19 protein-coding genes and 3 tRNA genes are annotated in these 22,730 nt (G+C 71.7%); 6 read left to right on the forward strand and 16 right to left on the reverse strand.

The window, feature by feature from the left end; all coding sequences use genetic code 11:
• The first annotated feature begins 31 nt into the window (after positions 1 to 31).
• Both ACWHYA_RS14055 and ACWHYA_RS14060 read left to right on the forward strand, forming a co-directional pair.
• The gene (locus ACWHYA_RS14055; RefSeq protein ID WP_425942681.1) at positions 32 to 235 is read left to right on the forward strand and encodes a hypothetical protein; all 204 of its coding nucleotides are present in this window, start codon (positions 32 to 34) and stop codon (positions 233 to 235) included.
• Between the two features lie 30 nt (positions 236 to 265).
• Positions 266 to 616 carry a hypothetical protein gene (locus tag ACWHYA_RS14060; RefSeq protein WP_425942682.1) on the forward strand — a complete coding sequence of 117 codons (351 nt, stop codon included), beginning with the start codon at positions 266 to 268 and terminating at the stop codon, positions 614 to 616.
• A 56-nt stretch (positions 617 to 672) separates the two neighbouring features.
• Here ACWHYA_RS14060 and galK read toward each other — a convergent pair whose 3' ends face one another.
• Both galK and ACWHYA_RS14070 read right to left on the reverse strand, forming a co-directional pair.
• The gene (gene galK, locus ACWHYA_RS14065; protein WP_425942683.1) at positions 673 to 1,908 is read right to left on the reverse strand and encodes a galactokinase; all 1,236 of its coding nucleotides are present in this window, start codon (positions 1,906 to 1,908) and stop codon (positions 673 to 675) included.
• The gene (locus tag ACWHYA_RS14070) at positions 1,905 to 4,064 is read right to left on the reverse strand and encodes an alpha-galactosidase (RefSeq protein ID WP_425942684.1); all 2,160 of its coding nucleotides are present in this window, start codon (positions 4,062 to 4,064) and stop codon (positions 1,905 to 1,907) included. The genes galK and ACWHYA_RS14070 overlap by 4 nt, the downstream gene beginning before the upstream one ends.
• A gap of 29 nt (positions 4,065 to 4,093) precedes the next feature.
• Here ACWHYA_RS14070 and ACWHYA_RS14075 point away from each other — a divergent pair, with 29 nt between their 5' ends.
• Positions 4,094 to 5,314, forward strand: coding sequence for an acyltransferase family protein (locus ACWHYA_RS14075; RefSeq protein ID WP_425942685.1), 1,221 nt, complete (start codon positions 4,094 to 4,096; stop codon positions 5,312 to 5,314).
• A 1-nt stretch (position 5,315) separates the two neighbouring features.
• Complete coding sequence (locus tag ACWHYA_RS14080; protein ID WP_425942686.1) at positions 5,316 to 7,070, forward strand: gamma-glutamyltransferase; 1,755 nt, start codon at positions 5,316 to 5,318, stop codon at positions 7,068 to 7,070.
• Positions 7,071 to 7,085: 15 nt separating this feature from the next.
• Here the strand turns inward: ACWHYA_RS14080 and ACWHYA_RS14085 are convergent, their stop codons facing one another.
• From ACWHYA_RS14085 to ACWHYA_RS14130, 10 genes are all read right to left on the reverse strand, one after another.
• Positions 7,086 to 8,345: an MFS transporter gene (locus ACWHYA_RS14085; RefSeq protein WP_425942687.1), complete on the reverse strand. Its 1,260-nt coding sequence runs from the start codon at positions 8,343 to 8,345 to the stop codon at positions 7,086 to 7,088.
• Between the two features lies 1 nt (position 8,346).
• A complete protein-coding gene (locus ACWHYA_RS14090) occupies positions 8,347 to 8,931 on the reverse strand; it encodes an ArsR/SmtB family transcription factor (protein ID WP_425942688.1) in 585 nt (194 codons plus the stop codon).
• An 87-nt stretch (positions 8,932 to 9,018) separates the two neighbouring features.
• A complete protein-coding gene (locus ACWHYA_RS14095; protein WP_448095604.1) occupies positions 9,019 to 10,149 on the reverse strand; it encodes a serine hydrolase domain-containing protein in 1,131 nt (376 codons plus the stop codon).
• A 149-nt stretch (positions 10,150 to 10,298) separates the two neighbouring features.
• Positions 10,299 to 11,744 (reverse strand): ABC transporter substrate-binding protein, encoded by a 1,446-nt coding sequence (locus tag ACWHYA_RS14100; protein ID WP_425942690.1) that lies wholly within the window; start codon positions 11,742 to 11,744, stop codon positions 10,299 to 10,301.
• 33 nt (positions 11,745 to 11,777) lie between these two features.
• Positions 11,778 to 12,983 (reverse strand): branched-chain amino acid ABC transporter permease, encoded by a 1,206-nt coding sequence (locus ACWHYA_RS14105; RefSeq protein ID WP_425942691.1) that lies wholly within the window; start codon positions 12,981 to 12,983, stop codon positions 11,778 to 11,780.
• Positions 12,980 to 13,894 (reverse strand): branched-chain amino acid ABC transporter permease, encoded by a 915-nt coding sequence (locus ACWHYA_RS14110; RefSeq protein ID WP_425942692.1) that lies wholly within the window; start codon positions 13,892 to 13,894, stop codon positions 12,980 to 12,982. The genes ACWHYA_RS14105 and ACWHYA_RS14110 overlap by 4 nt, the downstream gene beginning before the upstream one ends.
• An 8-nt stretch (positions 13,895 to 13,902) precedes the next feature.
• A complete protein-coding gene (locus ACWHYA_RS14115) occupies positions 13,903 to 15,819 on the reverse strand; it encodes an AMP-dependent synthetase/ligase (protein ID WP_425942693.1) in 1,917 nt (638 codons plus the stop codon).
• Entirely contained in the window at positions 15,816 to 16,676 is an 861-nt protein-coding gene (locus ACWHYA_RS14120) for an ABC transporter ATP-binding protein (RefSeq protein ID WP_431473781.1), read from the reverse strand. The genes ACWHYA_RS14115 and ACWHYA_RS14120 overlap by 4 nt, the downstream gene beginning before the upstream one ends.
• Positions 16,673 to 17,455: an ABC transporter ATP-binding protein gene (locus tag ACWHYA_RS14125; protein ID WP_425942695.1), complete on the reverse strand. Its 783-nt coding sequence runs from the start codon at positions 17,453 to 17,455 to the stop codon at positions 16,673 to 16,675. Before ACWHYA_RS14125 ends, ACWHYA_RS14120 begins: the two co-directional genes overlap by 4 nt.
• A 408-nt stretch (positions 17,456 to 17,863) precedes the next feature.
• The gene (locus tag ACWHYA_RS14130) at positions 17,864 to 18,025 is read right to left on the reverse strand and encodes a hypothetical protein (protein WP_425942696.1); all 162 of its coding nucleotides are present in this window, start codon (positions 18,023 to 18,025) and stop codon (positions 17,864 to 17,866) included.
• 674 nt (positions 18,026 to 18,699) lie between these two features.
• On the opposite strand from ACWHYA_RS14130, the gene ACWHYA_RS14135 reads away from it, so the two are divergent.
• On the forward strand, positions 18,700 to 18,966 hold the full coding sequence (locus ACWHYA_RS14135; protein WP_425942698.1) for a hypothetical protein: 267 nt from the start codon (positions 18,700 to 18,702) through the stop codon (positions 18,964 to 18,966).
• Between the two features lie 127 nt (positions 18,967 to 19,093).
• Here ACWHYA_RS14135 and ACWHYA_RS14140 read toward each other — a convergent pair.
• The 3 genes from ACWHYA_RS14140 to ACWHYA_RS14150 all read right to left on the reverse strand — a co-directional run bounded on the left by ACWHYA_RS14140 (position 19,094) and on the right by ACWHYA_RS14150 (position 19,367).
• Positions 19,094 to 19,168: transfer RNA gene (locus tag ACWHYA_RS14140), tRNA-Val, on the reverse strand.
• A gap of 26 nt (positions 19,169 to 19,194) precedes the next feature.
• Positions 19,195 to 19,265, reverse strand: a tRNA-Cys gene (locus tag ACWHYA_RS14145).
• Positions 19,266 to 19,294: 29 nt separating this feature from the next.
• Positions 19,295 to 19,367 (reverse strand) — tRNA-Gly (locus tag ACWHYA_RS14150).
• 195 nt (positions 19,368 to 19,562) lie between these two features.
• Between ACWHYA_RS14150 and glgX the strand changes: the two genes are divergently transcribed.
• Positions 19,563 to 21,701 (forward strand): glycogen debranching protein GlgX, encoded by a 2,139-nt coding sequence (glgX, locus tag ACWHYA_RS14155; protein ID WP_425942699.1) that lies wholly within the window; start codon positions 19,563 to 19,565, stop codon positions 21,699 to 21,701.
• A 62-nt stretch (positions 21,702 to 21,763) separates the two neighbouring features.
• Here the strand turns inward: glgX and ACWHYA_RS14160 are convergent, their stop codons facing one another.
• Positions 21,764 to 22,729 (reverse strand): polyphosphate kinase 2 family protein, encoded by a 966-nt coding sequence (locus ACWHYA_RS14160; protein WP_425942700.1) that lies wholly within the window; start codon positions 22,727 to 22,729, stop codon positions 21,764 to 21,766.
• Position 22,730 lies beyond the last annotated feature (1 nt).

The raw sequence follows: 22,730 nt of genomic DNA on the forward strand, positions 1-22,730 counted from the left end.
AGCACGACCACCACCATGAGGAGTTGCCACCATGAGCTTCCAGAACCTCGACCTGGCCCGTTCGCTCGCCGTCGAGCGCGAGCGGGACCTGCAGGTCCGGCTCGCCCGCCGTCAGGCCGAGATCAGCCGGCCGGCCGTTCCCCGACACCTGTCCCCAGCGGCCGACCTGGCCCAGCGATGGCACGACGCGCTCGTGCACCTGCACCTGCACCTGGCGCACCGTCCCGTCCGGTGACGAGCGCCCACGCACCGAAGGAGACCCGTCATGAGCACCATCCGTACCCGCGTCACCACGACCCTGGCGGCGACCGGCCTCACCGCCGTGCTCGCCGCCTGCGGCTCCGTCACGGCCTCGGACCCGCCCGCCGTCGAGCCGGCGGCACCGGCCCCCGTGCAACAGGGGGTGCAGTACTCCGACTCCGACATCCTGCTCAAGCAGAAGGTCGCCGAGCTCCGGCGCAACCGCCCCGACCCCGGTTGCGAGCCCGCCCTGCTGGACCAGGTGATCAGCGACCACGTCCGCGAGCAGCTGCAGCAGCAGTGCCAGGAGGACGCCGCGTTCCACGACCGCTGGAACGACCCGCGCAAGGGCGGCGGCGTGCCGACGTTCGAGTGAGGTGGGCACGAGGGGCCGGGGGCGTCGCCCGCGGTCCCTCCCGCACCGTCGGCCGGTCAGCCCGGCGTGTCCGTCACCACCCGGCCGGCCGGGCGGCTGGGGACCGCCTCCAGGAAGTGCGGCTCGGTCAGGCCCGCGGCCGCGAAGGCCGCCGCCACCTCCCCCGCCGCGTGCTCGACCTGTTCCCGCCTCACCAGCGCGACTGCCGAGCCGCCGAACCCTCCCCCGGTCATGCGCGCGCCCAGGGCGCCGGCCCCGAGGGCCGCGTCGACCGCGAGGTCCAGCTCGCGGCAGGAGACCTCGTAGTCGTCCCGCAACGAGGCGTGGGAGGCGGTCATCAGCGCACCCGCACGTGCGGCGTCCTGCTCGCGGAGCGCCCCCACGAGGTCCAGCACCCGGTCGTTCTCCGTCACGACGTGACGGACCCTGGCCATCCCGTCCGGGACGTCCGCCAGCACCCGGCGCACGTCCGCGTCCTGGAGCCGTGCCGGGTCCAGCTCCCGCAGGGAGCCCACCCCGAGGGCCGCGGCGGCCCGCTCGCAGGTGGTGCGGCGCGCGGCATACTGCCCGTCCGCGAGGGAGTGGTGCGCGCGGGTGTCGACGACGAGGAGCTCGTGCCCGGGAAGGGTCCAGGCGACCGGGACGACCGTGAAGTCCCGGGCGTCGAGCAGCAGCAGGTGCTCGTCGACGGCGCGGAGCGAGACCGTCTGGTCCATCCCCCCCGTCGCGGCACCGGCCACCTCGTTCTCGGCGCGGACGCATGCGGCGACGAGCTCCTCCACCGGCAGGTCGACCAGGCCGGGCACCAGGTCGCGCAGCGCCACCGCCACCGAGCACGACAGGGCGGCCGAGGAGGAGAGCCCGGCGCCCAGCGGGACGTGCCCGTCGACGAGGACGTCCAGACCGACCTGCCCGGGCCCGACGCGCTCCGCCAGCACGTGCGCGACCCCGGCTACGTAGGCCGCCCAGCCCTGCGGGCGCCCCGCAGCCACCGAGTCGACCGAGCCCTCCCACCCCTCGCGCGCCTGGAGCGAGGCCAGCCGCAGCCGGCCGTCGTCGCGCCGACGCACCGCCGCGTAGGTGCGGTGGGGCAGGGCGAGGGGCAGCGCGTAGCCACCGTTGTAGTCCGTGTGCTCTCCGATGAGGTTGACCCGGCCGGGAGCGGCCCACAGCCCGTCCGGGGACCGCCCGAACCGGTCGCGGAACGCGCCGCTCAGGCCGGCGGCGACCTCGGGGTCCACGGCCGGCCTCAGCCACCTCGGCGGCTCCGCACCCTCCGTGGACGTGCTCACCGGACCTCCACGGCCTGCAGCAGGTGGGCGTGCTCAGGATGGAGCGGCACCATCGGCAGACCCACCTCCTCGAGCACCCGGCCCGGCAGCACGAGGCCGGTGCGGGCCCACGGCACCACGGGTCGCTCCTCGAGCAGCCCCTCGTCCCCCGGGTCCGGCACCGTCACCCGGTAGCGGCGGTCGGGGTCCAGCCCCGGCAGCCGCACCCGACCGGGTCCGGAGACCGCGCGGCGGACGGCAACGACGCCGTACAGCGCCTCAGCACGGTCCGGCGCCACGACGCCGTGCACCCAGGTCGCGTCGTCGTGGTGGTCACCGTTGACGACCGTGCCACCGTGCAGCAGCGCACGGTGCCGACGGTGGAACGCCACCCACCGGGCGAGCACCTGCAGGTCCTCCTCGGTGGCCGTGGTGAGGTCCCACTCGATCCCCAGGTGCCCCCACAGCGCGGTCTGCGCACGGAAGGACAGGTCGTGCCGCCGCCCGGTCGTGTGCGACCGCGGCGAGCCGACGTGCGTCCCGACCCAGCCGGGCGGCAGCAGCGCGAAGGTCCACCGCTGGATCGGCTGGCGCTCCAGCGGGTCGATGCAGTCCGAGGCCCAGACCCGCACGCAGCGGTCCAGCACGCCCAGGTCGATCCGGCCACCACCGCCGGCGCACGACTCGATCTCCAGCCCCGGGCGCGCCGAGCGGAGCTCGTCCATGAGGCGGTAGGCGGCCAGGGTGTGCGCCCGGACCCCCGGCTCCCCTCCGGGCGTGTGGCCCGCGTCGTTGAGGTACCGGTTGTGGTCCCACTTGAGGTAGGCGATGTCGTAGGTGCGCAGGAGCGCCACCAGCTGGTCGCGCACGTGCGCGTAGGCGCCCGGGTGACCCAGGTCGAGCACGTGCTGCTGACGCGACTCCAGCCCCCGGCGTCCGCCGGCGCTGAAGAGCCACTCCGGGTGTGCTCGCGCGAGGTCGGAGTCGAGGCTGACCATCTCCGGCTCCACCCACAGCCCGAACTCCATGCCCAGCCGGTGGACGTGCTCCACCAGCGGCCCCAGGCCCTCGGGCCACAGGTCCTGGGAGACCACCCAGTCGCCCAGGCTGGTGGTGTCGTCGCGCCGACCCCCGAACCACCCGTCGTCCAGGACGAACCGCTCGGCCCCCACGCGGGCGCCGAGGTCGGCGAGCGCGGTCAGCCGCTCCAGCGACTGGTCGAAGTAGACCGCCTCCCACGTGTTGAGGGTGACGGGCCGGGGCCGGGCGGGAGCGTGCGGACGCGAGCGCAGCCAGGCGTGGAAGCGCCCGGCGACCACGTCGAGGCCGGTGCCGTGCGCGGCATACGTCCAGGGGGTGGTGACCTGCTCCCCCGGTGCCAGGCGCACCTCCCCGTGCTCCAGGGCCTCCCCCGCGCCCAGGACCCGGGCGCCGTTGGCGAGGCGCTCGGCGTAGGTCTGCTGGTTGCCGCTCCACCCCAGGTGCACCGCCCACACCTGTCCGTGCCGGAAACCGAACCCGGGCTCGCCCGCGCACAGCAGGTGGACCGCATCGAGGCCGGTGCGCCCGGTCCGCACCTCGCGCGCGTGCACCCCGGCGGTGAAGGGCTGTCGCTGCGGGATGCGCTCGTAGGTGTGCCGCCCGGTGAAGTCGAGCAGCTCCTGCGCTCGTTCGGGGACGGGCAGGGTGGTGCGCACGGCACCCAGCTCGTACGGGTCCTGACCGGTGTTCGTCAGCGTCGCGCGCACCCGCAGGAGCCCGCCCGGGTGCAGCTCGAGCTCCAGGAGCAGACCCAGGTATGCCGCGGGGTCGGTCGCGCGCGCGAGCACCCGTCGGGTGCCGTCGGCCTCGGTGGACGACTCCACGTCCTGGGTCGTGCGGAAGGCGGGCGACCAGTCGCGGCCGGCGCGTGAGCCCTCCACGCCGGGACGACCGATCCAGGCACGACCGTGCTCGGGCAGGATGCCGACGGCGTCGGCGACGTCGAAGGGGCTGTCCCCCACCGCTTCCCGGGCCGCGAGACAAAGCGCCGCGAGGTCCCGCTCGCCCAGCTCTCCGAGGTCCGCCCCCCAGTGGCGGATGACCGGCAGCAGGTCGCCGACAAGCTCGAGGACCACGGAGGTGCCGGCGGCGCGCAGGTGCAGGTGCCGGGTCGTCCCGGAGGGATGCAGGGTCACCGGACCACCTCACCGGAGGGAGGCCCGCGTTGTCCAGTCCGTCCCGTGACCGGCCGACGGCCCTACAGTGGGAGGACACCCCACGGGGCCGTGCTGGCGCGGACGGCCCACGACGGACGGGAGAGGTCACGGCCACCACCACGGCGCAGCAGGCCGTCACGGTCGGACGCGGACGACCGCGGCTGCTGGGGCTCGACGCGGCCCGCGGGCTGGCGATCATCGGGATGATCGTGGTCAACGTGGGGCCGACGAACGCCGACACCGTCCTCGAGCGGCTCTACCTGCTCCCCTTCGGCCGCGCCTCGGTGCTGTTCGTCGTCCTGGCGGGGCTCGGGATGGGCCTGTTCATGCAGCGCCGTTCGGGCCGGGTGCTGTGGCGGTCGCTGGTCTGGCGGGTGCTGCTGCTCCTCGTGCTCGGACTGGTCCTGCAGACCCTCACCCAGCGGGTGAGCGTCATCCTGTCCACCTACGCCCTCCTCTTCCTGCTGGCCCCCCTCGTGCGGCACCTGGGCACCCGTGCCCTGGTGGCGGTGACGGGGGTGCTCCTCGTCGCGGGGCCGGTGTGGATCGTGGCCCACGACGTGGTCAGCCCGGGCATCCACGCCCAGGAGGGGGTGGACCTCAGGACCCCTCCGGTGGACGCGCTGCACTCGCTCCTCGTCACCGGTCCCTATCCCCTGGCCAGCTGGACCGTCCCCTTCCTCGTGGGTCTGCTCCTGGCCCGGGCGGACCTGTGGAGCACCGCGGTGCTGCGGCGGCTCGCGGTCTGGGGTGCGGTGGCCGCGGTCGCGGGCTTCCTCGTGGCCGACCTGGCCTACGCCGCGCTGGGGTCCCGTGCGGACCACGGGTGGCTGCGGCTCCTCACGGGCGTGGCGCACGGGCAGATGCCGCTGTGGCTGGTCAGCGCCACCGGTGGCGGTGTGTTCGTCGTCGCTGTGTGCCTGCGGATCTCCCGGCGGCCCGGCCGCCCGCTGCGCCGGCTGGGGGTGCTGGGGACCTACGCGCTGAGCATCTACGTCGCCCACGTCCTCGTCCTGGCGGTGCTGCCGCCGCCCGAGGGTCTGCTCTCCTTCCCCGTCGGGGCCGCCGTGAGCGCGACCATGGTCGTCACCTTCTACCTCCTGGCACTGGCGTGGAGCCGCACGGGGCTTCCCGGCCCGCTCGAGTGGGTCCTGCGCCACCCGTGGCTGCGGCCCGCCCCTTCCGGTGGTCCCGGGGCCGCACCTCCTCCCGACGGGAAGGACCGCTGAGATGACCCGCATCCCCGGTGCCCGAGGACTGCTCGTCGCGGCCCCGCTGGTGCTGCTCGGCCTCGCCGGGTGCACCGGGGACGGGACGTCCGGTCCTCCGGCGCCCGCGGACGGGACCACGGGCCCCACGGCCACCGACGCCGCGGCTCCGACCGCCGTGCCGGCACCCGCGCCGGTCGACGACGGGGCGACGACCTCCTCGGCACCGGAGGCGGCCGAGGACACGTCCGCGAGCACCGGGGACGCCACCCTCCTCGGTGCCCACGGCGTCTCCGCGGGGCACCCGCTGGCCGCGGACGCCGGGATGGAGATGCTCGAGCAGGGAGGGACCGCGGTCGACGCGGCGGTCGCCGCCGCCTTCGCCGACGCGGTCGCGCAGCCCGTCACCTCCGGGCTCGGCGGCGGCGGGGCCGCCCTCGTGGCCGACGGCGGAGAGGTCACCAGCTTCGACTACCGGGAGGTGGTCAACGACGCCGGCGTGATCCCCCCGGGCGGGGCCGGGATCCCCGGGTTCGTGGCCGGCATGGAGCGGCTGCACGCCGAGCACGGCGACCTGCCGTGGGCCGAGCTGCTGCGACCGGCCGTCGAGCTGGCCCGGTCCGGCGTCCCGGTGTCGGACTTCCTGGCCTCGACGATGGTGCTGCCCGGCGTGGACGCCTACCTCGCGGACCTCCCGCACTTCCGTGGGGCGGACGGTGCCCTCCTCGGCGAGGGCGACCTGCTCGTCCAGGAGGAGCTGGCCCGCACGATGACGGTGATCGCCGAGGAGGGGGCCGACGCCTTCTACGAGGGAAGCCTGGCCGACCGCCTCACCCAGGAGCCCGGGATGGACGCCGGCTCCCTGGCCGGCTACGAGCTGCAGGTGTCGGTTCCGCCCTCCGGCCCCGTCGGTGACCTCACCCTCGTCTCGGCCGCGCCCCCGCTGCCCGGGGCGGCGCTGGTGCAGCTGGTGCAGATCGCCGAGGCTGGCGGCATCGGTGAGGTCGACCCCTGGTCGCCCGACTTCGTGCAGCTGCAGTCGCAGGCCTGGGCGGTGGCCGAGGAGTCGGTGCAGACCCTGGTCGGCGATCCGGACTTCGTCGACGTGCCCGTCGACCGGCTCACCGACCCTGGCCAGAACGCGCAGATCGCGGCCGAGCTCGTGGGCACCGACGCCGCACCCGGCGCGGCCGCGCCCTTCGAGGGCGGCGGCAACACCACCCACGTCTCGGTGGTGGACGCGGACGGGACGGCCGTGTCGATGACCAACACGATCACCCACTACTGGGGCACCGGCCGCTACGTCGACGGGTACTTCCTCAACGACCAGCTCACCCGCTTCGAGGCGCTGGGGACCACGTCCGCCAACGAGCCCTCGCCGGGGCGCCGCTCGGTGAGCTGGAGCACCCCCTCCCTGCTCCTCGACGACCAGGGCCGGCCGGTGCTGGTGCTGGGCACCCCCGGTGGCCAGCAGATCCCCAACACGATCGCGGCGGCGGTGCTTCGCTGGACACTGCACGACGCGGAGCTGGAGGACCTGGTCGCGGCACCCCGGTTCATCGCCACCGGCGGAGAGATGGTGCTGGAGACGGACGAGCACGCGGCGGAGCTGCGGGAGCGGGGGTATGCCGTGCGCGTGGTCGATCCCGCCACCCGGGCCGACTTCGGGTCCCTCAACGTGCTGGAGGTGGACTGGGAGGCCGGCACGGTCACCTCCGTGGCGGACGGGCGGCGCGCGGCCGGCTTCCGGGTCGAGGAGACCGGGCCCGACGGCTGACCGGGGTGGATCGGCTCAGGCCGGGATCGGGGTCGGGGTCGGGGTCGGGCGCACGGTCCGGACCGCCGCGCCCGCGGCGGCGGCCGTGACCACCACGGTCACCGCCACGAGCAGCCGGTAGTCGACCACCGCGATGAGGACGGCGGCCACGCCGGTGGTCAGGGTCTGCGGCACGTTGATCGCCACGTTGGCGGCGGCGTTGGTCCGTCCCTGCAGGCGTGGCGGCGTGAGCCGCTGACGCACGACCATGAACGCGACGACCGACCAGGTCACCCCGAACCCGAGCACCACCAGGCCGGCGACCAGCAGCACCACGCTGCTGCCGAGGACCGGGGCGATGCCGGCCGCCATGAGCGCCGCCCCCACGCCGAAGGTCCTCGCCTCGCCCCACCGGCCGACCGCCCAGGCGGCCGTGAGCCCGGCGGCCACGGCGCCGATCCCCTGTGCGCTGACCAGTGCACCGAGAGCCGAGGGTGGCAGCCCCATGCCGTGCTCGAGGGCGGGGAAGACGGCCGCGTTGACCAGGCCGGCCGCCGCGCAGACGACGGCGAGCAGGAGCGTGAGCCGGCCCAGCAGGGGCGTGCGCACCAGGTGGCGGAAGCCGGCCGTGACCTCCTGCCGGTAGGAGCCACGCTGGTCGGCGCTCTCCGGCGCAGACTCGACGACGCGGACACCGGCCATCAGCACGGCCGTGAGCAGGAAGCAGGCCGCCGTCACGACGACGACCGCCTGAGGGCCGAGGAGAGCGTAGAGACCGGTCCCGAGGACGGGTGAGACCAGCCGCAGGGACTGGTCGACCGAGGTGAGCAGGCCGTTGCCGGAGGCCAGGTGCTCGTCGGGGAGAAGGTCGCGGACGAGCCCGGACTGGGCGGCTGCGCTGAGGTAGCCCATCGCCCCGTAGGCGAGGACCACGGCATACATGAGCCAGAGCCAGTCGGCCGACCGGACGAGCAGGAGGGTGGCCACGACCGCGGTCACCAGCAGGTTGGCGACCACCAGCAGACGCCGGCGCGAGACCCGGTCCGCCACCTGCCCGAGGACGGGGGCGGCGACGGCGGGAACGCCCAGCATGACGAAGACCATCGCCGCGGCGCTGTCGGAGCCGGTGAGCTCCTTCACCCAGACCGCCACCATGAGGTAGAGCGCGCTGTCGGCCAGGTTGGTGAACACCCACGCCAGGGTCAGCCGCCGGAACCCCGGGTGTTCCCAGGCGGCGGGCCGGCGGCGCCACCACCGGGTCGCGCCGGCGGTGGTCACCGGGGTGGGGGCCGCCACCTCACCCCTCCTGCCGGGGTGCCGGGTCGGGGTTCAGGGTGGCCAGCAGTCGGACGTGACGGGCGCCGACGGGTCGGGTGGTCGGGTCGGAGCGTCGCCCCTGGAACCGGTCCGTGAGCCGCTGGACCTGAGAGCCCAGCTCGGCCAGCTCCTCGGCGGTGGCCCAGAACGCCGAGGTCGTGATGGTCGTCGCCTCGATCCACTCCTGGGGCTCGTCGACGGCACGGGCGAGGAAGCGTGCGACCCGGTCGGCCTCGCGGGTGACGGTGAGGGCGGCCAGCTCCTGCACGGCGTGCATCGACCCAGGAACCCGGGGGTCGGGCCGCGCGTCGAGGTGGGCACCCTGCTCCACCACGCGCCACGGCTTCTCCTTGCCGCGCCGCTCCGCGCGCTCCAGGAACCCGTACTTGGCCAGCATCCGCAGGTGGAAGGAGCAGCTGGCCACCGACTCCCCCACGTGGGCGGCGCACTCGGTGGCCGTCGCCTCGCCGACGTCGCGCAGATGGTCGAGCAGCTCGAGGCGGAGCGGATGCGCCAGGGCCCGGATGCGCTCGGGGTCGGAGATGCGGGTCGGCCGTCCGGTCACCGGCGCACCATACCTCTTGCAAGAGTTCTTTCGCAAGAAGTCTTTCGTGACGTGGCAGGCCGGTGCCCCGTCGGTTCAGGAGAAGTCTCAGGGAGCAGGCATCAACCGTTCGGACAAAAGAAAGACGTTGATGTAGGAGTCGTTGGCCAGGACGACGACTCCGTCCTCGGCCGCCGAGGGAAGGATCAGGAGGGACCGGTAACCGGGCAGGTCCCCCTCGTGGAACAGCCGTCCTGCCTCGTCCTCCATGAGGCCCAGCCCCACCGCGATCCCGTCGTCGACCTCGGTGACGTCGGTCATCTCCGACCAGCTCTCCGGCGACACGAGCCGACCCTCGGTCAGCGCCTCCGCGAACGTCATCAGGTCCTCCGCGGTCGAGACCATCCCGCCCGCGGCGCCCGTCGAGGTCTCCAGCGCCCGGTAGGAGACCGTGTCGGTGCTGCCCGCCGGCATGATCGGTGAGAAGCCGGTGACCGGTTCCGGCCCGTCCGGTCCCAGCGCGGTGTGCGTCATCCCCAGGGGGGCGGTGATGCGGGTACGCAGGACCTCGGCGAACGGTCGGCCCGTGAGCTCCTCGACGATCAGGCCGGCCACCAGGTAGTTCGTGTTCGAGTAGCGGCGGTCCGTCCCTGGTGGTTCGAACTCACGCTCCTCCAGGGCCACCCGCTCGAGGATCTCTGCAGAGGTCCAGCTCCGGTCCCAGTCCTCGCGGACGGCCAGGTCGAAGGAGGCGTCCAGGAAGTCGTGCAGGCCGCTGGAGTGGTCGAGCAGCTGGCGCACGGTGATGTCGTCGGCGAGGTCCAGGCCGGGGAGCACGTCGGTCACCGGGTCGTCGAGCTCGAGCAGGCCCTCCTCGACCAGCTGGAGCACCAGCACGGCCGTGAACGTCTTCGTGATGCTGGCGATCCGGAACACGTGGTCGGGCACCAAAGGGCTGCCCTCCGGGTCCGCGCTGCCGGCCGCGCAGTAGCGCACGGCTCCTTCGGCGCCGATCGCCACGACCGCTCCGCCCGACATCGAGCGGGTGGCGCCCACGAGGACCTCCTGGACCGACTCCGGGGGGCCCGTGCCCCGGGGCTCGACACCCTCCACCGGCGCGTCGCACGGGAGCGGCTGGACCGTCCGGTCCATGGTGTCGGTGTCCAGCGGGAGCGCGGCGGTCGAGCACCCCGCCAGCACGAGGAGGGCGACCACAGGGCCGGCTCCTGCCCGAGTCATCCTGACCACCGCCTTCGACCCCGTCCCTTTCGATGATGCACCCGGCGGACCACGGTGCACAACAGTCCGGGCGTGGGGAGCGCGTCGGATCGGGCCCCGTCGCCGGCTGGTGGGTGGCGACGGGGGCCGATCCGGTGCCGGTGCCGGGGTCAGGAGGTCGCCGAGCAGGCCTCGGTGTAGTCGACCTCGTCGAAGGTCGGGCCCTCGAACCACCCGCCGGCGGACTCCACGCCCAGCGGGGCGTCCGGGTTCGGGGTGGAGACGACGACGCCGCTGGGGACGACCTCCTTGCCCTCGCCCCCATAGACGATCGTCTCGGCCATGCCGGCGAAGTCGACCTCCAGGCCGTCGACCGCCGCACGCACGCCCTCGCGGGTGAGCTCGCCGTTCTCGGCCGCCTGCTCCAGGACCGCGTGCATCGGGTAGCTCATCATCCAGCCGATGATGTAGCCGCCGTTCGCGGGCTCCTCACCGTTCAGCGACTCCTTCATCGCCGCGACGCCCTCGCTGGTGCCGTCCCACTGCTCACTGGGTGCGAGGTGGTTGTACAGCCCGACCAGCGCATCGGCCGCACCGCTCTGCAGCAGCGCCGGGTTCCAGGTCGGCAGGGACCCCACGAACCGGCCCTGGAAGCCACCGGCAGCCAGCTTGCCGACGATCTCGGCCGTCTCGGCCGGACCGACGGCCAGCACCACCACGTCCGGGGAGGCGGCCGCGACGGCGGACACCACCGCGTCCTGGGTACCGGTCACCTGGTTGGGGCCGGTGGGCACCACCGTGACGTCCTCCACGCCGTTGACCTCGGCCCACTGGCCCACCCCGGCCGCCGAGTCGCCACCGTAGTCGCCCGGGTAGCCGACAGCCGCCACCGACTGGACCTCGCCATGGTTCTCCACGAACCAGTCCAGGCCGGACATCGCCTCGACGCAGTAGGAGTAGCCGTTCTCCAGGATCAGACCACTGTCGTTCTCGCTGAAGTTGTAGCCCGACCACCACGAGGCCGGCACTGCGACGATGTCGTTGGCGTCCATGTCCCCCAGCACCGACTCGGTGTTGACCGTCCCCAGCGACTGGGCGATGGCCAGGATGTTCGGCTCGATCTGCTGATAGGCCGCCGCGTGCTCGGCGGGCTGGTACTTGGTGTCGCGGGTGTAGGTGTCGATGTCGACGTCGTAACCGGCGATGCCACCGTCCTCGTTCACCATCTGCCAGTAGGCCCGCTGCGCGTCGGTGATCGGCACGGCCAGAGCCGCGAAGGGGCCCTCGGTGAGGTCCGAGAGCACGCCGAGGTAGATGCACCCGTTGTCCGGGTTCACCCCGTCGGGACAGGCCTCCTCGGTGACACCGTCGCCGATGGTCACCTCGCCGACGGCCTGGTCGCCGCCGCTGCCCGTCTCGTCGGCGGCGTCACCGGTGTCCTGGGCGGTGTCGGCTGCGGTGTCGTCGGTGTCCTCGGCGGCGTCGTCCGCCGCGTCGTCCTGGGTGGGGGCGGCCGGCTCGTCAGGGGTCTCGTCGACGGCCGTGCAGCCGGACAGGGCCAGAGCCCCGGCGGCGCACAGCGCCAGCAGGGCGCGGGATGGGGTGGTGCGTGACATGTGTACTCCTTCGTACGGGCGGGTTTGATGTGGTCAGTAGCTGAAAGGCCAGGCCTTGAAGTAGGTGCGGACGCGGTGCCAGAGGCCGAAGATCCCACGGGGTTCCAGGATCATGAACGCGACGATGAGGATGCCGAAGAGCATCGACTGCAGCTGGAAGATGTTGATGAGCCCACCGCTGCTCGTGCTGACGAAGGGCAGCCAGTGGGCCGCCCACTCCAGCACCCGGGGCAGCAGGACCACGAACGCCGCACCGATCAGGGTGCCGGTCACCGTGGCGACCCCGCCGATGACGACGATGGCCAGCAGGTTGATCGACATGAGGATGTTCCACTGCTCCGGGGTGGTCCGGCCGATGAGGATGGCCAGCAGCGCCCCACCCACGCCTGCGTAGCCGGAGGAGAGCACGAAGGCCAGCGTCTTGGTGCGCAGCAGGTTGACCCCCATGATCTCGGCGGCGATGTCCCGGTCCCGCACGGCGGCGAACGCCCGGCCGGTCCGGCTGCGGGCCAGGTTGCGGGCGGCCACCCCGAGCACCACGAGCAGCGTCAGGCACAGCAGGTACATCGAGATCTCCGGGCTCAGCCGGAGCGGACCCACGGCATACGTCAGCCGCATGTCGGTGCCGAACAGGACCGGCACGGCACCGGCTCGCCCGACCCCGGACCCGCCGGTGACGGCAGCCCACTGCTTGAACAGCTGCTCACCGAGCATGAGCAGCCCCAGGGTCAGCACGGCCAGGTAGAGCCCCCGCACACGGGTCGCCAGGGGCGCGACCACCAGGCCCACCAGCGCGGGCACCACGGCGGCGGCCGCCAGCGCGAGCGACAGGTCCAGCTCCAGGCCCCAGGTGATCGACCCGGGTACGCCCCCGAGGACCGCTGCGGTGTAGGCGCCCAGCGCCATGAAGAAGGGGTGTCCCAGCGAGATCTGGCCCGCGTATCCGGTGAGCAGGTTCAGCCCGATCCCTGCGATGGCGTAGGCGATCGCGGTCGAGACCAGGTGGGTCAGGTCCCGGGTCACCACGAACGGCAGCACGAGCGCGGCGACCAGGGCCGCGGCCGTCCACCAACGCTTCGCCGGGGTGTTGAGCAGGGCCGAGTCGGACGCGTACCGGGTGTAGAGCCGCGGGCGGCCACGACGCACCGACCGCGGGACCTGGCCCGCCGTCCCGCTGGGGGCCAGCGAGCGGGACACGCCGGTCAGGCGCTGCAGCCCCGTGCCCGTGCCGGTGGTCATACCCGCTGCACCTCCCGGGTGCCGAACAGGCCGTAGGGCCTGATGAGGAGCACGAGGATCATCACCAGGTAGGGGACGACGTTCTCGAAGTTCGGACCCAGCCACGTGGCGTGGATGGGCTGGTAGGCAGCGGTCAGCGCGGTGATCACCCCGATCACCAGCCCTCCGACGACCGCCCCCCGGAACGAGTCGACCCCGCCGAGGATGAGGGCCGGCAGCGCGACCAGAGCGAACAACGCGTCGTTGGCCTGGACGACCGCTCCGGTCGAGGCAAGCATGACCCCCGCGAGCGCGGCCAGCGCCCCGCCGAGCGCCCAGGACAGCGAGAACATGCGTCCCACGTGGATCCCCTGGGCCATCGCGGCCTCCTGGTCCATGGAGGTGGCCCGCATCGCCAGACCGGTGCGCGACCTGGTCAGCCACCAGCCCAGTGCTGCGAGCACGACGGCCGCGACGAGGATGCGCCCGACGGTGAAGTGGTAGACCGGGATCACGCAGGCGAACTCACCCTGTCGAAGGCAGATCTGACTCAGCTGCCAGGGGTCGTTGACGGTGCGGGCCCGGGCGGCGAAGAGCCGGAAGGCCAGGATGAGCAGGACGATGAAGATGCCGACCGTCACCAGGGCGGTGGGGAACATGCCTCGCCCGATCATGGGCCGGATCGCCACCCGCTCCACGGCCATGGCCAGCAGCGCCACGAGAGCCATCGCCAGCACGACGGCGACCCAGAACGGCAGCCCTGCGTCGACCGCCAGCACGGAGGTGGCGAAGGTCCCGAGGATCAGCAGCCCCGGCTGGGCGAAGTTGAGCACCCCGGTGGCCCGGTAGATGATGACGAAGCTGACGGCGATGATCGCGTAGACGGCGCCGGAGCCCAACCCGGAGATGACGGCCGTGATGACGGTGTCCATGGTCCTCCTCAGCCCGACCGGCCCAGGTCGGCACCGGCGTGCTCCTCGGTGCCGGCGTACATGTCGTCGACCAGGTGCGGGACGGTGGCGGCGAAGGCGGACCGCTTGAGCTTCTGGGTCGCGGTCAGCTCACCGTCCTCGTGGTCCAGCTCCTTGTGCAGCATCCGGAACTTGCGGACCGACTCCACCCGGGCGAACCGGGAGTTGACCTCGCGCACCACCCCGGCGACCAGCTCGACCACCTCGGCCCGGCAGGCCAGGTCACGGTAGGTGGTGTACTCGATCCGTCGCCGGGCCGCCCAGTCGGAGACGGTGTCGTACTCGATGCCGACGAGAGCCGTCAGGTAGGGGCGCTGGTCCCCGATGACGACCGCCTCCCGGACGTAGGGCGAGGCCTTGATCGCGTTCTCGATCTCGCTCGGGGAGATGTTCTTGCCCCCCGCGGTGATGATGATGTCCTTGATCCGGTCGACGATGCGCAGGTGCGAGCCGCCCACCCACTCGCCGACGTCGCCGGTGTGCAGCCAACCCTCCTCGTCTACGGCCTCTGCGGTCGCGTCCGGACGGTTCCAGTAGCCCACGAAGGTGCCCGGGTGCCGGGTCAGCACCTCGCCGGTCTGCTCGTCCAGTCGCAGGCCGATGCCTGGCTGCGCCTCCCCGACGGTCCCCACGCGGACCCGCCCCGGGTAGTTCGTGGTGGCCACTGCGGTGTTCTCCGTCATCCCGTAGGCCTCGTGGATGGTCAGCCCCAGCCCCTGGAACCAGGTGAGCAGGTCGGGCGAGATGGGGGCGGCGCCGGACAGCGCGTGCCGCACGTGGGTCAGCCCCAGGTGCTGCTTGAGCTTGCGGTTGGCCAGGACCCAGGCCAGCCCGGACCGCACCCGTGAGCCGGCGGAGAGCCGCCCGCCGTCGGCCAGCTGCTGCTGAGCCACCTGGGTGCCGAGCCGCTGGGACAGCCCGTACGCCGCCCGCTTGGCCGGAGAGGCGTTGGCGACCTTGATGGCGACGGACGCCTGGATCTTCTCCCAGATGCGGGGCACCGCGAAGAGGACCGTGGGCTGCACCTCGGCCAGGTCGGTGGTGACCGTCTCGATGGACTCGGCGAAGTGCACCACGGTCCGGTTGCGCACCCCCGACCAGGTCGTCACCGCCCGCTCCACGACGTGGGACAGCGGCAGGTAGGAGACCAGCACGTCGTCGTGCCCCAGCCCGTCCGGCCCGAACATGCCCGGGGCGGCGGAGAAGGTCTGCGTGGCGTAGCTGACGTTGCGCGCGCTGAGCATGGCACCCTTGGGCGGCCCCGTGGTGCCGGAGGTGTAGATGAGGGTGACCACGTCGTCGGGGGTGCGGTCCGCGTCGAGGCGGTCCAACAGGCCCGGGTCCACCCTGCGCACCGCGGCCCCCCGCTCGACCAGCTCGTCGACGGGGATGAGCCGCTCGTGCTCGTAGTCGGCCAGGCCCCGGCTGTCCAGGTGCACGACCCACTCCAGGGTCGGGACCGCGTCGATGGCCTCCAGCGCCTTGTCGACCTGCTCCTGGTCCTCGGCGAACAGCACCCGGGCACCGGAGTCGCGCAGCAGGTACTCCACCTCCGTGACCGGGTTGGTCGGGTAGAAGCCCACGGTCATCGCCCGCAGCGCGTTGGTGGCCACGTCGGCGTACAACCACTCGGGCCGGTTCTCCGACTGGACGGCCACCCGGTCCCCCGGGCCCACCCCGAGGGCGGCCAGACCGAAGGCGACCTGCTCGACGTTGAGCAGGTAGTCCGACCAGGTGATGTCCTGCCAGAGACCGAATCGCTTCTCGCGCAGAGCGGTGCGCCCACCGTCCTCGGCCGCGGCCGCCCGCAGCAGCCGAGGCAGGTAGGTGACCTCGTGGCCCTCGTCGGCGCCCTGGGGAGGGGTGGAGGCGGGCTGCTCGCTCACCGCTGGCCCTCCGTCCCGCCGTCACCGGGTCCGACCTCGGCCGCCTCCACCAGGTCGGCACCGGCGACCCCGGCGAGCACGTCCTTGCTGGCTCCGCCGAGGTAGGCCGCGACGACGGCAGGGTCGCGCTGCACCTGTTCCGGGGTGCCCAGGGCGATCCGACGGCCGAAGTCGATGACCAGGACCCGGTCGGCCAGATCCATGACCAGGCGCATGTCGTGCTCGACCATGATCATCGCGATGCCCAGCTCGCTGCGGACGTCGAGGATGAACCGGGCCATGTCCTCGGTCTCCTCCGAGTTCATGCCGGCCACCGGCTCGTCGAGAAGCAGCAGCTGGGGGTCCATGGCCAGGGCCCGACCCAGCTCGATGCGCTTCTTGATGCCGTAGGGCAGGATGCCGACCGGGTGGTGGCGAACGGCGGTGAGGTCGAGGAACTCGATGAGGTGTTCGACGGTCTCCCGTGCCTGGTACTCCTCGCGGCGCGCGGGGGGCAGCCAGGCCATCGCCTGCCACCACGGCACCTGCATCCGCTGGTGCCGGCCCAGCAGCAGGTTCTGGAGGACCGAGAGGTTGTCGAAGAGCTCGATGTTCTGGAAGGTGCGGGCCACCCCCAGGGCGGCGACCCGGTCGGGCTTGGGGCCCAGGAGGGACTCTCCGCGGAAGGTCACCTGCCCCTCCTGCGGTCGGTAGACCCCGGAGATGCAGTTGAACGTGGAGGTCTTGCCGGCCCCGTTGGGTCCGATGATGGCGAACAGCTCCCCCTCGGGTACGTCGAAGCTGATCGCGTCGAGGACGGTGTTGCCGCCGAAGCGCAACGTCAGGTCCGCGACCTCCAGCAGCGGCACCCCGGTCACGACAGCCACCGCTTGCGCCGCCGGTAGTGCTTGACGTCCCGCAGCGAGGTGTTCTCTCCGCCCAGGCCCAGGTAGAACTCCTGGATGTCCGCGTCCGCCCGGAGCTTCTCGGCCGGCCCGTCCATGACCGTGATGCCGTTCTCCATGACGTAGCCGTGGTGGGCGATCGACAGCGCCATCGCGGCGTTCTGCTCGATGAGCAGCACCCCCGTGCCACTGCCGTTGATCTCGACGATGAGGTCGCGGATGCGTTCCACCATCTTGGGGGCGAGCCCCAGGCTGGGCTCGTCGAGCAGCAGGTAGCGGGGCTGGGCCATGAGCGCCCGACCGATCGCGAGCATCTGCTGCTCACCTCCGGAGAGGTAGCCCGCGTGGGAGCTCCGCCGGTCGGCCAGCACCGGGAACATGGTGTAGATGCGGTCGAGCTTCTCCGCCAGCCCACGGGTGCCGACCGTGTGCGCGCCGACCCGCAGGTTCTCCTCGACGCTGAACTCCACGAAGACACGCCGGCCCTCCATCACCTGCCCGACACCGGCCCGCACCACGGACGCGGCGCGGCGGGTGTCCAGGTCGGCGCCGTCGACGCTCACCGAGCCGCGGGTGATCCGACCACGGTGCACGTCGAGCAACCCGGTGATGGCCCGCAGCAGGGTGGTCTTGCCGGCTCCGTTCGCCCCGAGGAGCGCCACGATCCGGTCGGGCCCCACCTGAAGGCTGGCACCGCGCACAGCGAGCATCACGTCCTCGTAGACGACCTCGAGGTTGTGCACGGCGAGCATCGGCGCTCCTGGGGATCACCCGCGGAAGCGCGGATGTGGGGATCAAGGGTTGGCTGAGCCTGCCCCATGCCCGTGACCTGCGTCACGCACCACCGGCGATTGTTACCGAAAAGAAACATGCCCCGGGGGGAACCGTTCCCCACGTGGTCCCCACGTGCCGGCACGAAAGAGCCCCTGAGCAGCGTTCCGCTGGCCAGGGGCTTGTTCAGAGGGCGGGCGATACTGGGTTTCAACTCTTGGAAGAGGTTACGACCCCCCGCCGTCCACTTTGATGATAACTCGCAGGTCAGAGGGCATATCGGCGAGGGAAACAGATGGACGGATCTGGACGCACCCCCTGAGAGTTCTCGCCATCGAGGGTGTGGGTGGGGCTGATTCCGCCGGTCTCGAGCAGTGCTTCGTGGTCTCTCAGTGGTCACCGCTGCCTGGCGCCACCGACATACCCGTCGGCTTGCGCGCCGCGCGCAGGAGGGTTGTGGCGGTCTGGAAGTCGTCGAGGGAGTTGAACGCCTGGTAGCCGGAGGCGAACCGCAGATCGGCCACCTTGTCGAGGTCGCGCAGCGGGGCCAAGGATCGCCATCCCGATCTCGTGCGCGTCGAGCTCCGCCTGCCCCGAGGCCCGGATGGCCTCCTCGACGGTCTCGCCAAGGCGCTGCGAGTCATCCTCGGCGCCCGGTTTGCTCCTCTTTCGCAGGTCGCGGGATACGCGGGGCCACCCATGGACGGTGGAGAGTGAGTGTGAGCCTTGGGACACCTGTGGACCCTAGACGCAACAGCCTCCGTGGTCGTGGCGGCGTGTGGCAGGCCGGGCCTGTCACGGGCCAACGCACCGGCTCGACCGTGGCGCCGGGCTCGTGAATCGGTGAGACTGGCGACCCACCGGACCATCCTGACGTCGTCGACCTGAGGGAGACACCCGTGCGCCTCGCCGCCGGCTCGCGCTGACCCTGGCTCTGCTCACGAGCGCCGCGTGCAGCACCCTTGACGAACCCGGGGTCACGACGTCGGAGGCCGGCCCGGTGACATTGACGTCGCGGGCGCCCGATGACGGCGAGAAGACCGAGCCGCCAGCCGCTGATGGGGTCAGCCTGCCCGAGCTGCCCGCAGTTGCGCGTGAGCAGACCGAGGCCGGAGCGCAAGCCTTCGTCGAGCACTACTTCGAGGTGCTGAACCGCATGGCAGCCCAGCCTTAACTGGGCGTCCTCGACGCCCTGGCCGCGCCCACGTGCCGACCCGGTGATGCCATGGTCACCGCGGTCGACGCGATGTCCGAGGAGTCGCAGGTCGCCACCGGACCCTTCGCGGATGTCGAGGTTCTCGAGGCCATGCTCGTCGACCGCGGTGCGGGAGTCGAGATCGACGTGGACTGGCTCGTCCCGGACATCGTCGACGCGAGCGGCAGCGCAGTCGCGAGCGATCCCGAGGGTGCGGAAGGTCAGCTGTTGGTGGAGATGACGTACGTCGGCGAGCGATGGGTCATCACCCAGATGACGAGTGCGTCACTGCCGTGAGGCTGGTTCCATCGTGCGGATGGTTCCATACCGACCCTTTGCCTGGGGATGACGGCACCCCGTTGTTCCTTGTTTCTTCCTCGAAGACACGTCGAGGCCCTCGAAAAGGCCTCTGACCTGCGGTATCTGGTGGGCGATACTGGGTTTGAACCAGTGACCTCTTCCGTGTCAAGGAAGCGCGCTACCACTGCGCCAATCGCCCGTGCTCGTGGACATGTCCGTCAAGCGAGGTGGAGACGGGATTTGAACCCGTGTAGACGGCTTTGCAGGCCGTTGCCTCGCCTCTCGGCCACTCCACCGTGAGGCAACCGTGGTGGTTGTGCCTCCGAGCGGACGACCGGGCTCGAACCGGCGACCTCAACCTTGGCAAGGTTGCGCTCTACCAACTGAGCTACGTCCGCGTGCCCCAACCGTCTTCGGTGGCGCGAGAAAGAACATTAGCCGACTGGCGGCGGAGGTCCAAATCCGGCGACGGAGGCGTGTCGAGGGGCGACGGTTGTCGGGGGAACGGTCCTCGTTCGGTCACAATGGAGGGCGGCGACGACGAGGTCCCCGGTCCCTTGCCCCACCGATCCCCCACCGAAAGTCGACCCACCATGGATGTCTGGCCCGGCAGCGCCTATCCCCTCGGCGCAACCTTCGACGGCCGCGGCGTGAACTTCGCCCTGTTCTCCGAGCACGCGACCTCGGTCGAGCTGTGCCTCATCGGCGAGCGCGCCAAAGAGGTGCGCATCCCCCTGGAGGAGGTCGACGCCCACGTCTGGCACGGCTACATCCCCAACTGCCAGCCAGGCCAGCGGTACGGCTACCGGGTCACGGGGCCGTACGCCCCCGAGGAGGGCCACCGGTTCAACCCCAACAAGCTGCTGCTGGATCCCTACGCGAAGGCCATCAGCGGGCAGATCCGCAACCACCAGGGCATCTTCGGCTACGACTTCGGGGACCCCACCTCCTACAACGAGGACGACTCCCTCCTGCACACGATGCTCTCGGTCGTGGTCAACCCGTTCTTCGACTGGGGCCACGACCGGCCCCCGCGGCACGCCTACGCCGACACGGTGGTCTACGAGGCCCACGTCAAGGGTCTGACGATGAACCACCCCGACGTCCCGCCGGAGATCCGAGGCACCTACGCCGGCGTCGCCCACCCGGCCGTCATCGACCACCTGACCACGCTGGGGGTCACGGCCATCGAGCTGCTGCCCGTCCACCAGTTCGTCGACGACCCGCACCTGCAGGACAAGGACCTGTCCAACTACTGGGGCTACAACACCATCGGCTTCCTGGCCCCGCACAACGCCTACTCCGCCTACGGCCACCGCGGGCAGCAGGTGACCGAGTTCAAGTCGATGGTCAAGGCGCTGCACGAGGCCGACATCGAAGTCATCCTCGACGTCGTCTACAACCACACGGCCGAGGGCAACCACCTGGGTCCCACCCTGTCCTTCCGCGGGATCGACAACGCCAGCTACTACCGGCTCGTCGACTTCGACAAGGCGCACTACTACGACACCACCGGGACCGGCAACAGCCTGCTCATGCGCAGCCCGCACGTGCTGCAGCTGATCATGGACTCGTTGCGCTACTGGGTCACCGAGATGCACGTGGACGGGTTCCGCTTCGACCTGGCCGCCACCCTGGCGCGGCAGTTCCACGAGGTCGACAAGCTCTCGGCCTTCTTCGACATCATCCAGCAGGACCCGGTCATCTCCCAGGTCAAGCTCATCGCCGAGCCCTGGGACCTGGGCGACGGGGGTTACCAGGTGGGCAACTTCCCGCCCCTGTGGACGGAGTGGAACGGCAAGTACCGCGACACCGTCCGGGACTTCTGGAGGGGCGCCCCGGCCACCATGGGCGAGTTCGCCTCCCGGTTGACGGGCTCCTCGGACCTCTACGAGCACAGCGGACGCCGGCCCTTCGCCTCGGTCAACTTCATCACCGCCCACGACGGCTTCACGCTGCGGGACCTGGTCTCCTACAACGAGAAGCACAACGACGCCAACGGCGAGGGCGGCAACGACGGCGAGGCGCACAACCGGTCCTGGAACTGCGGGGTGGAGGGTCCCACCGACGACCCCCAGATCTCGGCGCTGCGCCTGCGGCAGCAGAAGAACTTCCTGGCCACGCTCCTGCTGAGCCAGGGGGTGCCGATGCTCGCCCACGGGGACGAGATGGGGCGCACCCAGATGGGCAACAACAACGTCTACTGCCAGGACAACGAGCTGGCCTGGATGGACTGGGACCTGGCGCCCGAGCAGAGCGACCTGCTGGACTTCACCGCCCACCTGATCCAGCTGCGCCGGGAGCACCCGGTCTTCCGTCGACGCCGGTTCTTCGCCGGTGACGCCGACCACGGCGGGCAGAGCGACTTCGGCGACATCGTCTGGTACTCCCCCGACGGCTCGGTCATGACCGAGGGCGGGTGGCACAGCAAGGAGCAGGCCGTGGCCGTCTTCCTCAACGGGGAGGCGATCACCGAGACCGACGAGCGGGGCCGCCCCGTCCTCGACGACCACTTCCTGCTGCTCATCAACGGTCACCACGAGACGGTCGAGTTCACCGTTCCCGACGGGATCGACACCACCACCTGGCAGGTCGCCGTGGACACCTCCGGGGACGACATCGACGACGACGTCCCGTGGGAGACGGGCTCGACGCACCCGATGCCGCCGCGCGCGGTGGTCCTCCTGCAGGCGACCCCCCAGCCCCAGCTGGCCGGGACGAACGGGAGCTGAACCGCAGCCGGCCCGGCACCGCGATGGTGCCGGGCCGGCTGGGGTCCAGGGTCGGGTCCGCGTCAGCCCGCCGCGAGCCGCTCCTGCTCCGCCTCGACGTCGAAGTCGGCCGGGGGCCAGCGCAGGTCCAGCGCCCGCAGGTGCTCCAGCAGCAGCCGTTGCACCGCGAGCCGGGCGTACCACTTGCGGTCCGCCGGCACGACGAACCACGGGGCCACCTGCGTGCTGCACCGCTCCAGGGCGACCTGGTAGGCCTCCTGGTAGGCGTCCCAGTGCGCCCGCTCGTCGAGGTCTCCGGGGTTGTACTTCCAGTACTTGTCGGGCCGCTCCAGCCGCTCTCCGAGCCTCTCCTTCTGCTCCTCCGCAGAGATGTGCAGCATCACCTTGATCAGCGTCACCCCGTCGTCGACCAGGCTCTTCTCGAAGTCGTTGATGGTCGAGTAGCGGCGCCCCCACTGGGCCGGCGGGACCAGGTCGTGGACCCGCACCACCAGCACGTCCTCGTAGTGGGACCGGTCGAAGACGCCGATCATCCCCGGGTCGGGCACGGCCTGCCGGATGCGCCAGAGGAAGGGATGGCTGAGCTCCTCCTCGGTCGGCTTCTTGAACGCCTTGATCTGCACCCCCTGGGGGTCGACGGCGCCGACCACGTGCCGCATGATTCCGCCCTTGCCGGCCGTGTCCATGCCCTGGACGACCAGCAGCACCCGACGCCGGTCCCCGGCCGTGCTGCTGGCGAAGAGCATCTCCTGGAGCGCGTCCAGCTCGTCGTCGACCTCCCCCAGGGCCGCCTTCCCCTCCGCCTTCCCACCGTCGAACGCGGGGGTGGACCGCGGGGCGACGTCGGCGAGGACGAAGCCCTCCCCGACCCGCAGGGCGTCGCTGAACGGGGTGCCCGCGTCCGTCGAGACGGCGGGGTCCGGCGTGCCCGCCGCCGCGTCCGCCGCCTTCGTCGAGGACGTCTTTGCGGCGTCCTTCGGGGATGCGTCCTTCTTCTTCGTGGACTTCTTCTTCTCGCTCCTGGCCATC

Source organism: Ornithinimicrobium carbonis, assembly GCF_977012275.1.

Excerpts from the sequence above, each read along its gene's own strand:
- ACWHYA_RS14055 (WP_425942681.1), top strand. The coding sequence starts at position 32 with ATGAGCTTCCAGAACCTCGACCTGGCCCGTTCGCTCGCCGTCGAGCGC.
- ACWHYA_RS14060 (WP_425942682.1), top strand. The coding sequence starts at position 266 with ATGAGCACCATCCGTACCCGCGTCACCACGACCCTGGCGGCGACCGGC.
- ACWHYA_RS14080 (WP_425942686.1), top strand. The coding sequence starts at position 5,316 with ATGACCCGCATCCCCGGTGCCCGAGGACTGCTCGTCGCGGCCCCGCTG.
- ACWHYA_RS14095 (WP_448095604.1), bottom strand. The coding sequence starts at position 10,149 with ATGACTCGGGCAGGAGCCGGCCCTGTGGTCGCCCTCCTCGTGCTGGCG.
- ACWHYA_RS14100 (WP_425942690.1), bottom strand. The coding sequence starts at position 11,744 with ATGTCACGCACCACCCCATCCCGCGCCCTGCTGGCGCTGTGCGCCGCC.
- ACWHYA_RS14105 (WP_425942691.1), bottom strand. The coding sequence starts at position 12,983 with ATGACCACCGGCACGGGCACGGGGCTGCAGCGCCTGACCGGCGTGTCC.
- ACWHYA_RS14110 (WP_425942692.1), bottom strand. The coding sequence starts at position 13,894 with ATGGACACCGTCATCACGGCCGTCATCTCCGGGTTGGGCTCCGGCGCC.
- ACWHYA_RS14125 (WP_425942695.1), bottom strand. The coding sequence starts at position 17,455 with ATGCTCGCCGTGCACAACCTCGAGGTCGTCTACGAGGACGTGATGCTC.
- ACWHYA_RS14135 (WP_425942698.1), top strand. The coding sequence starts at position 18,700 with ATGGTCACCGCGGTCGACGCGATGTCCGAGGAGTCGCAGGTCGCCACC.
- glgX (WP_425942699.1), top strand. The coding sequence starts at position 19,563 with ATGGATGTCTGGCCCGGCAGCGCCTATCCCCTCGGCGCAACCTTCGAC.
- ACWHYA_RS14160 (WP_425942700.1), bottom strand. The coding sequence starts at position 22,729 with ATGGCCAGGAGCGAGAAGAAGAAGTCCACGAAGAAGAAGGACGCATCC.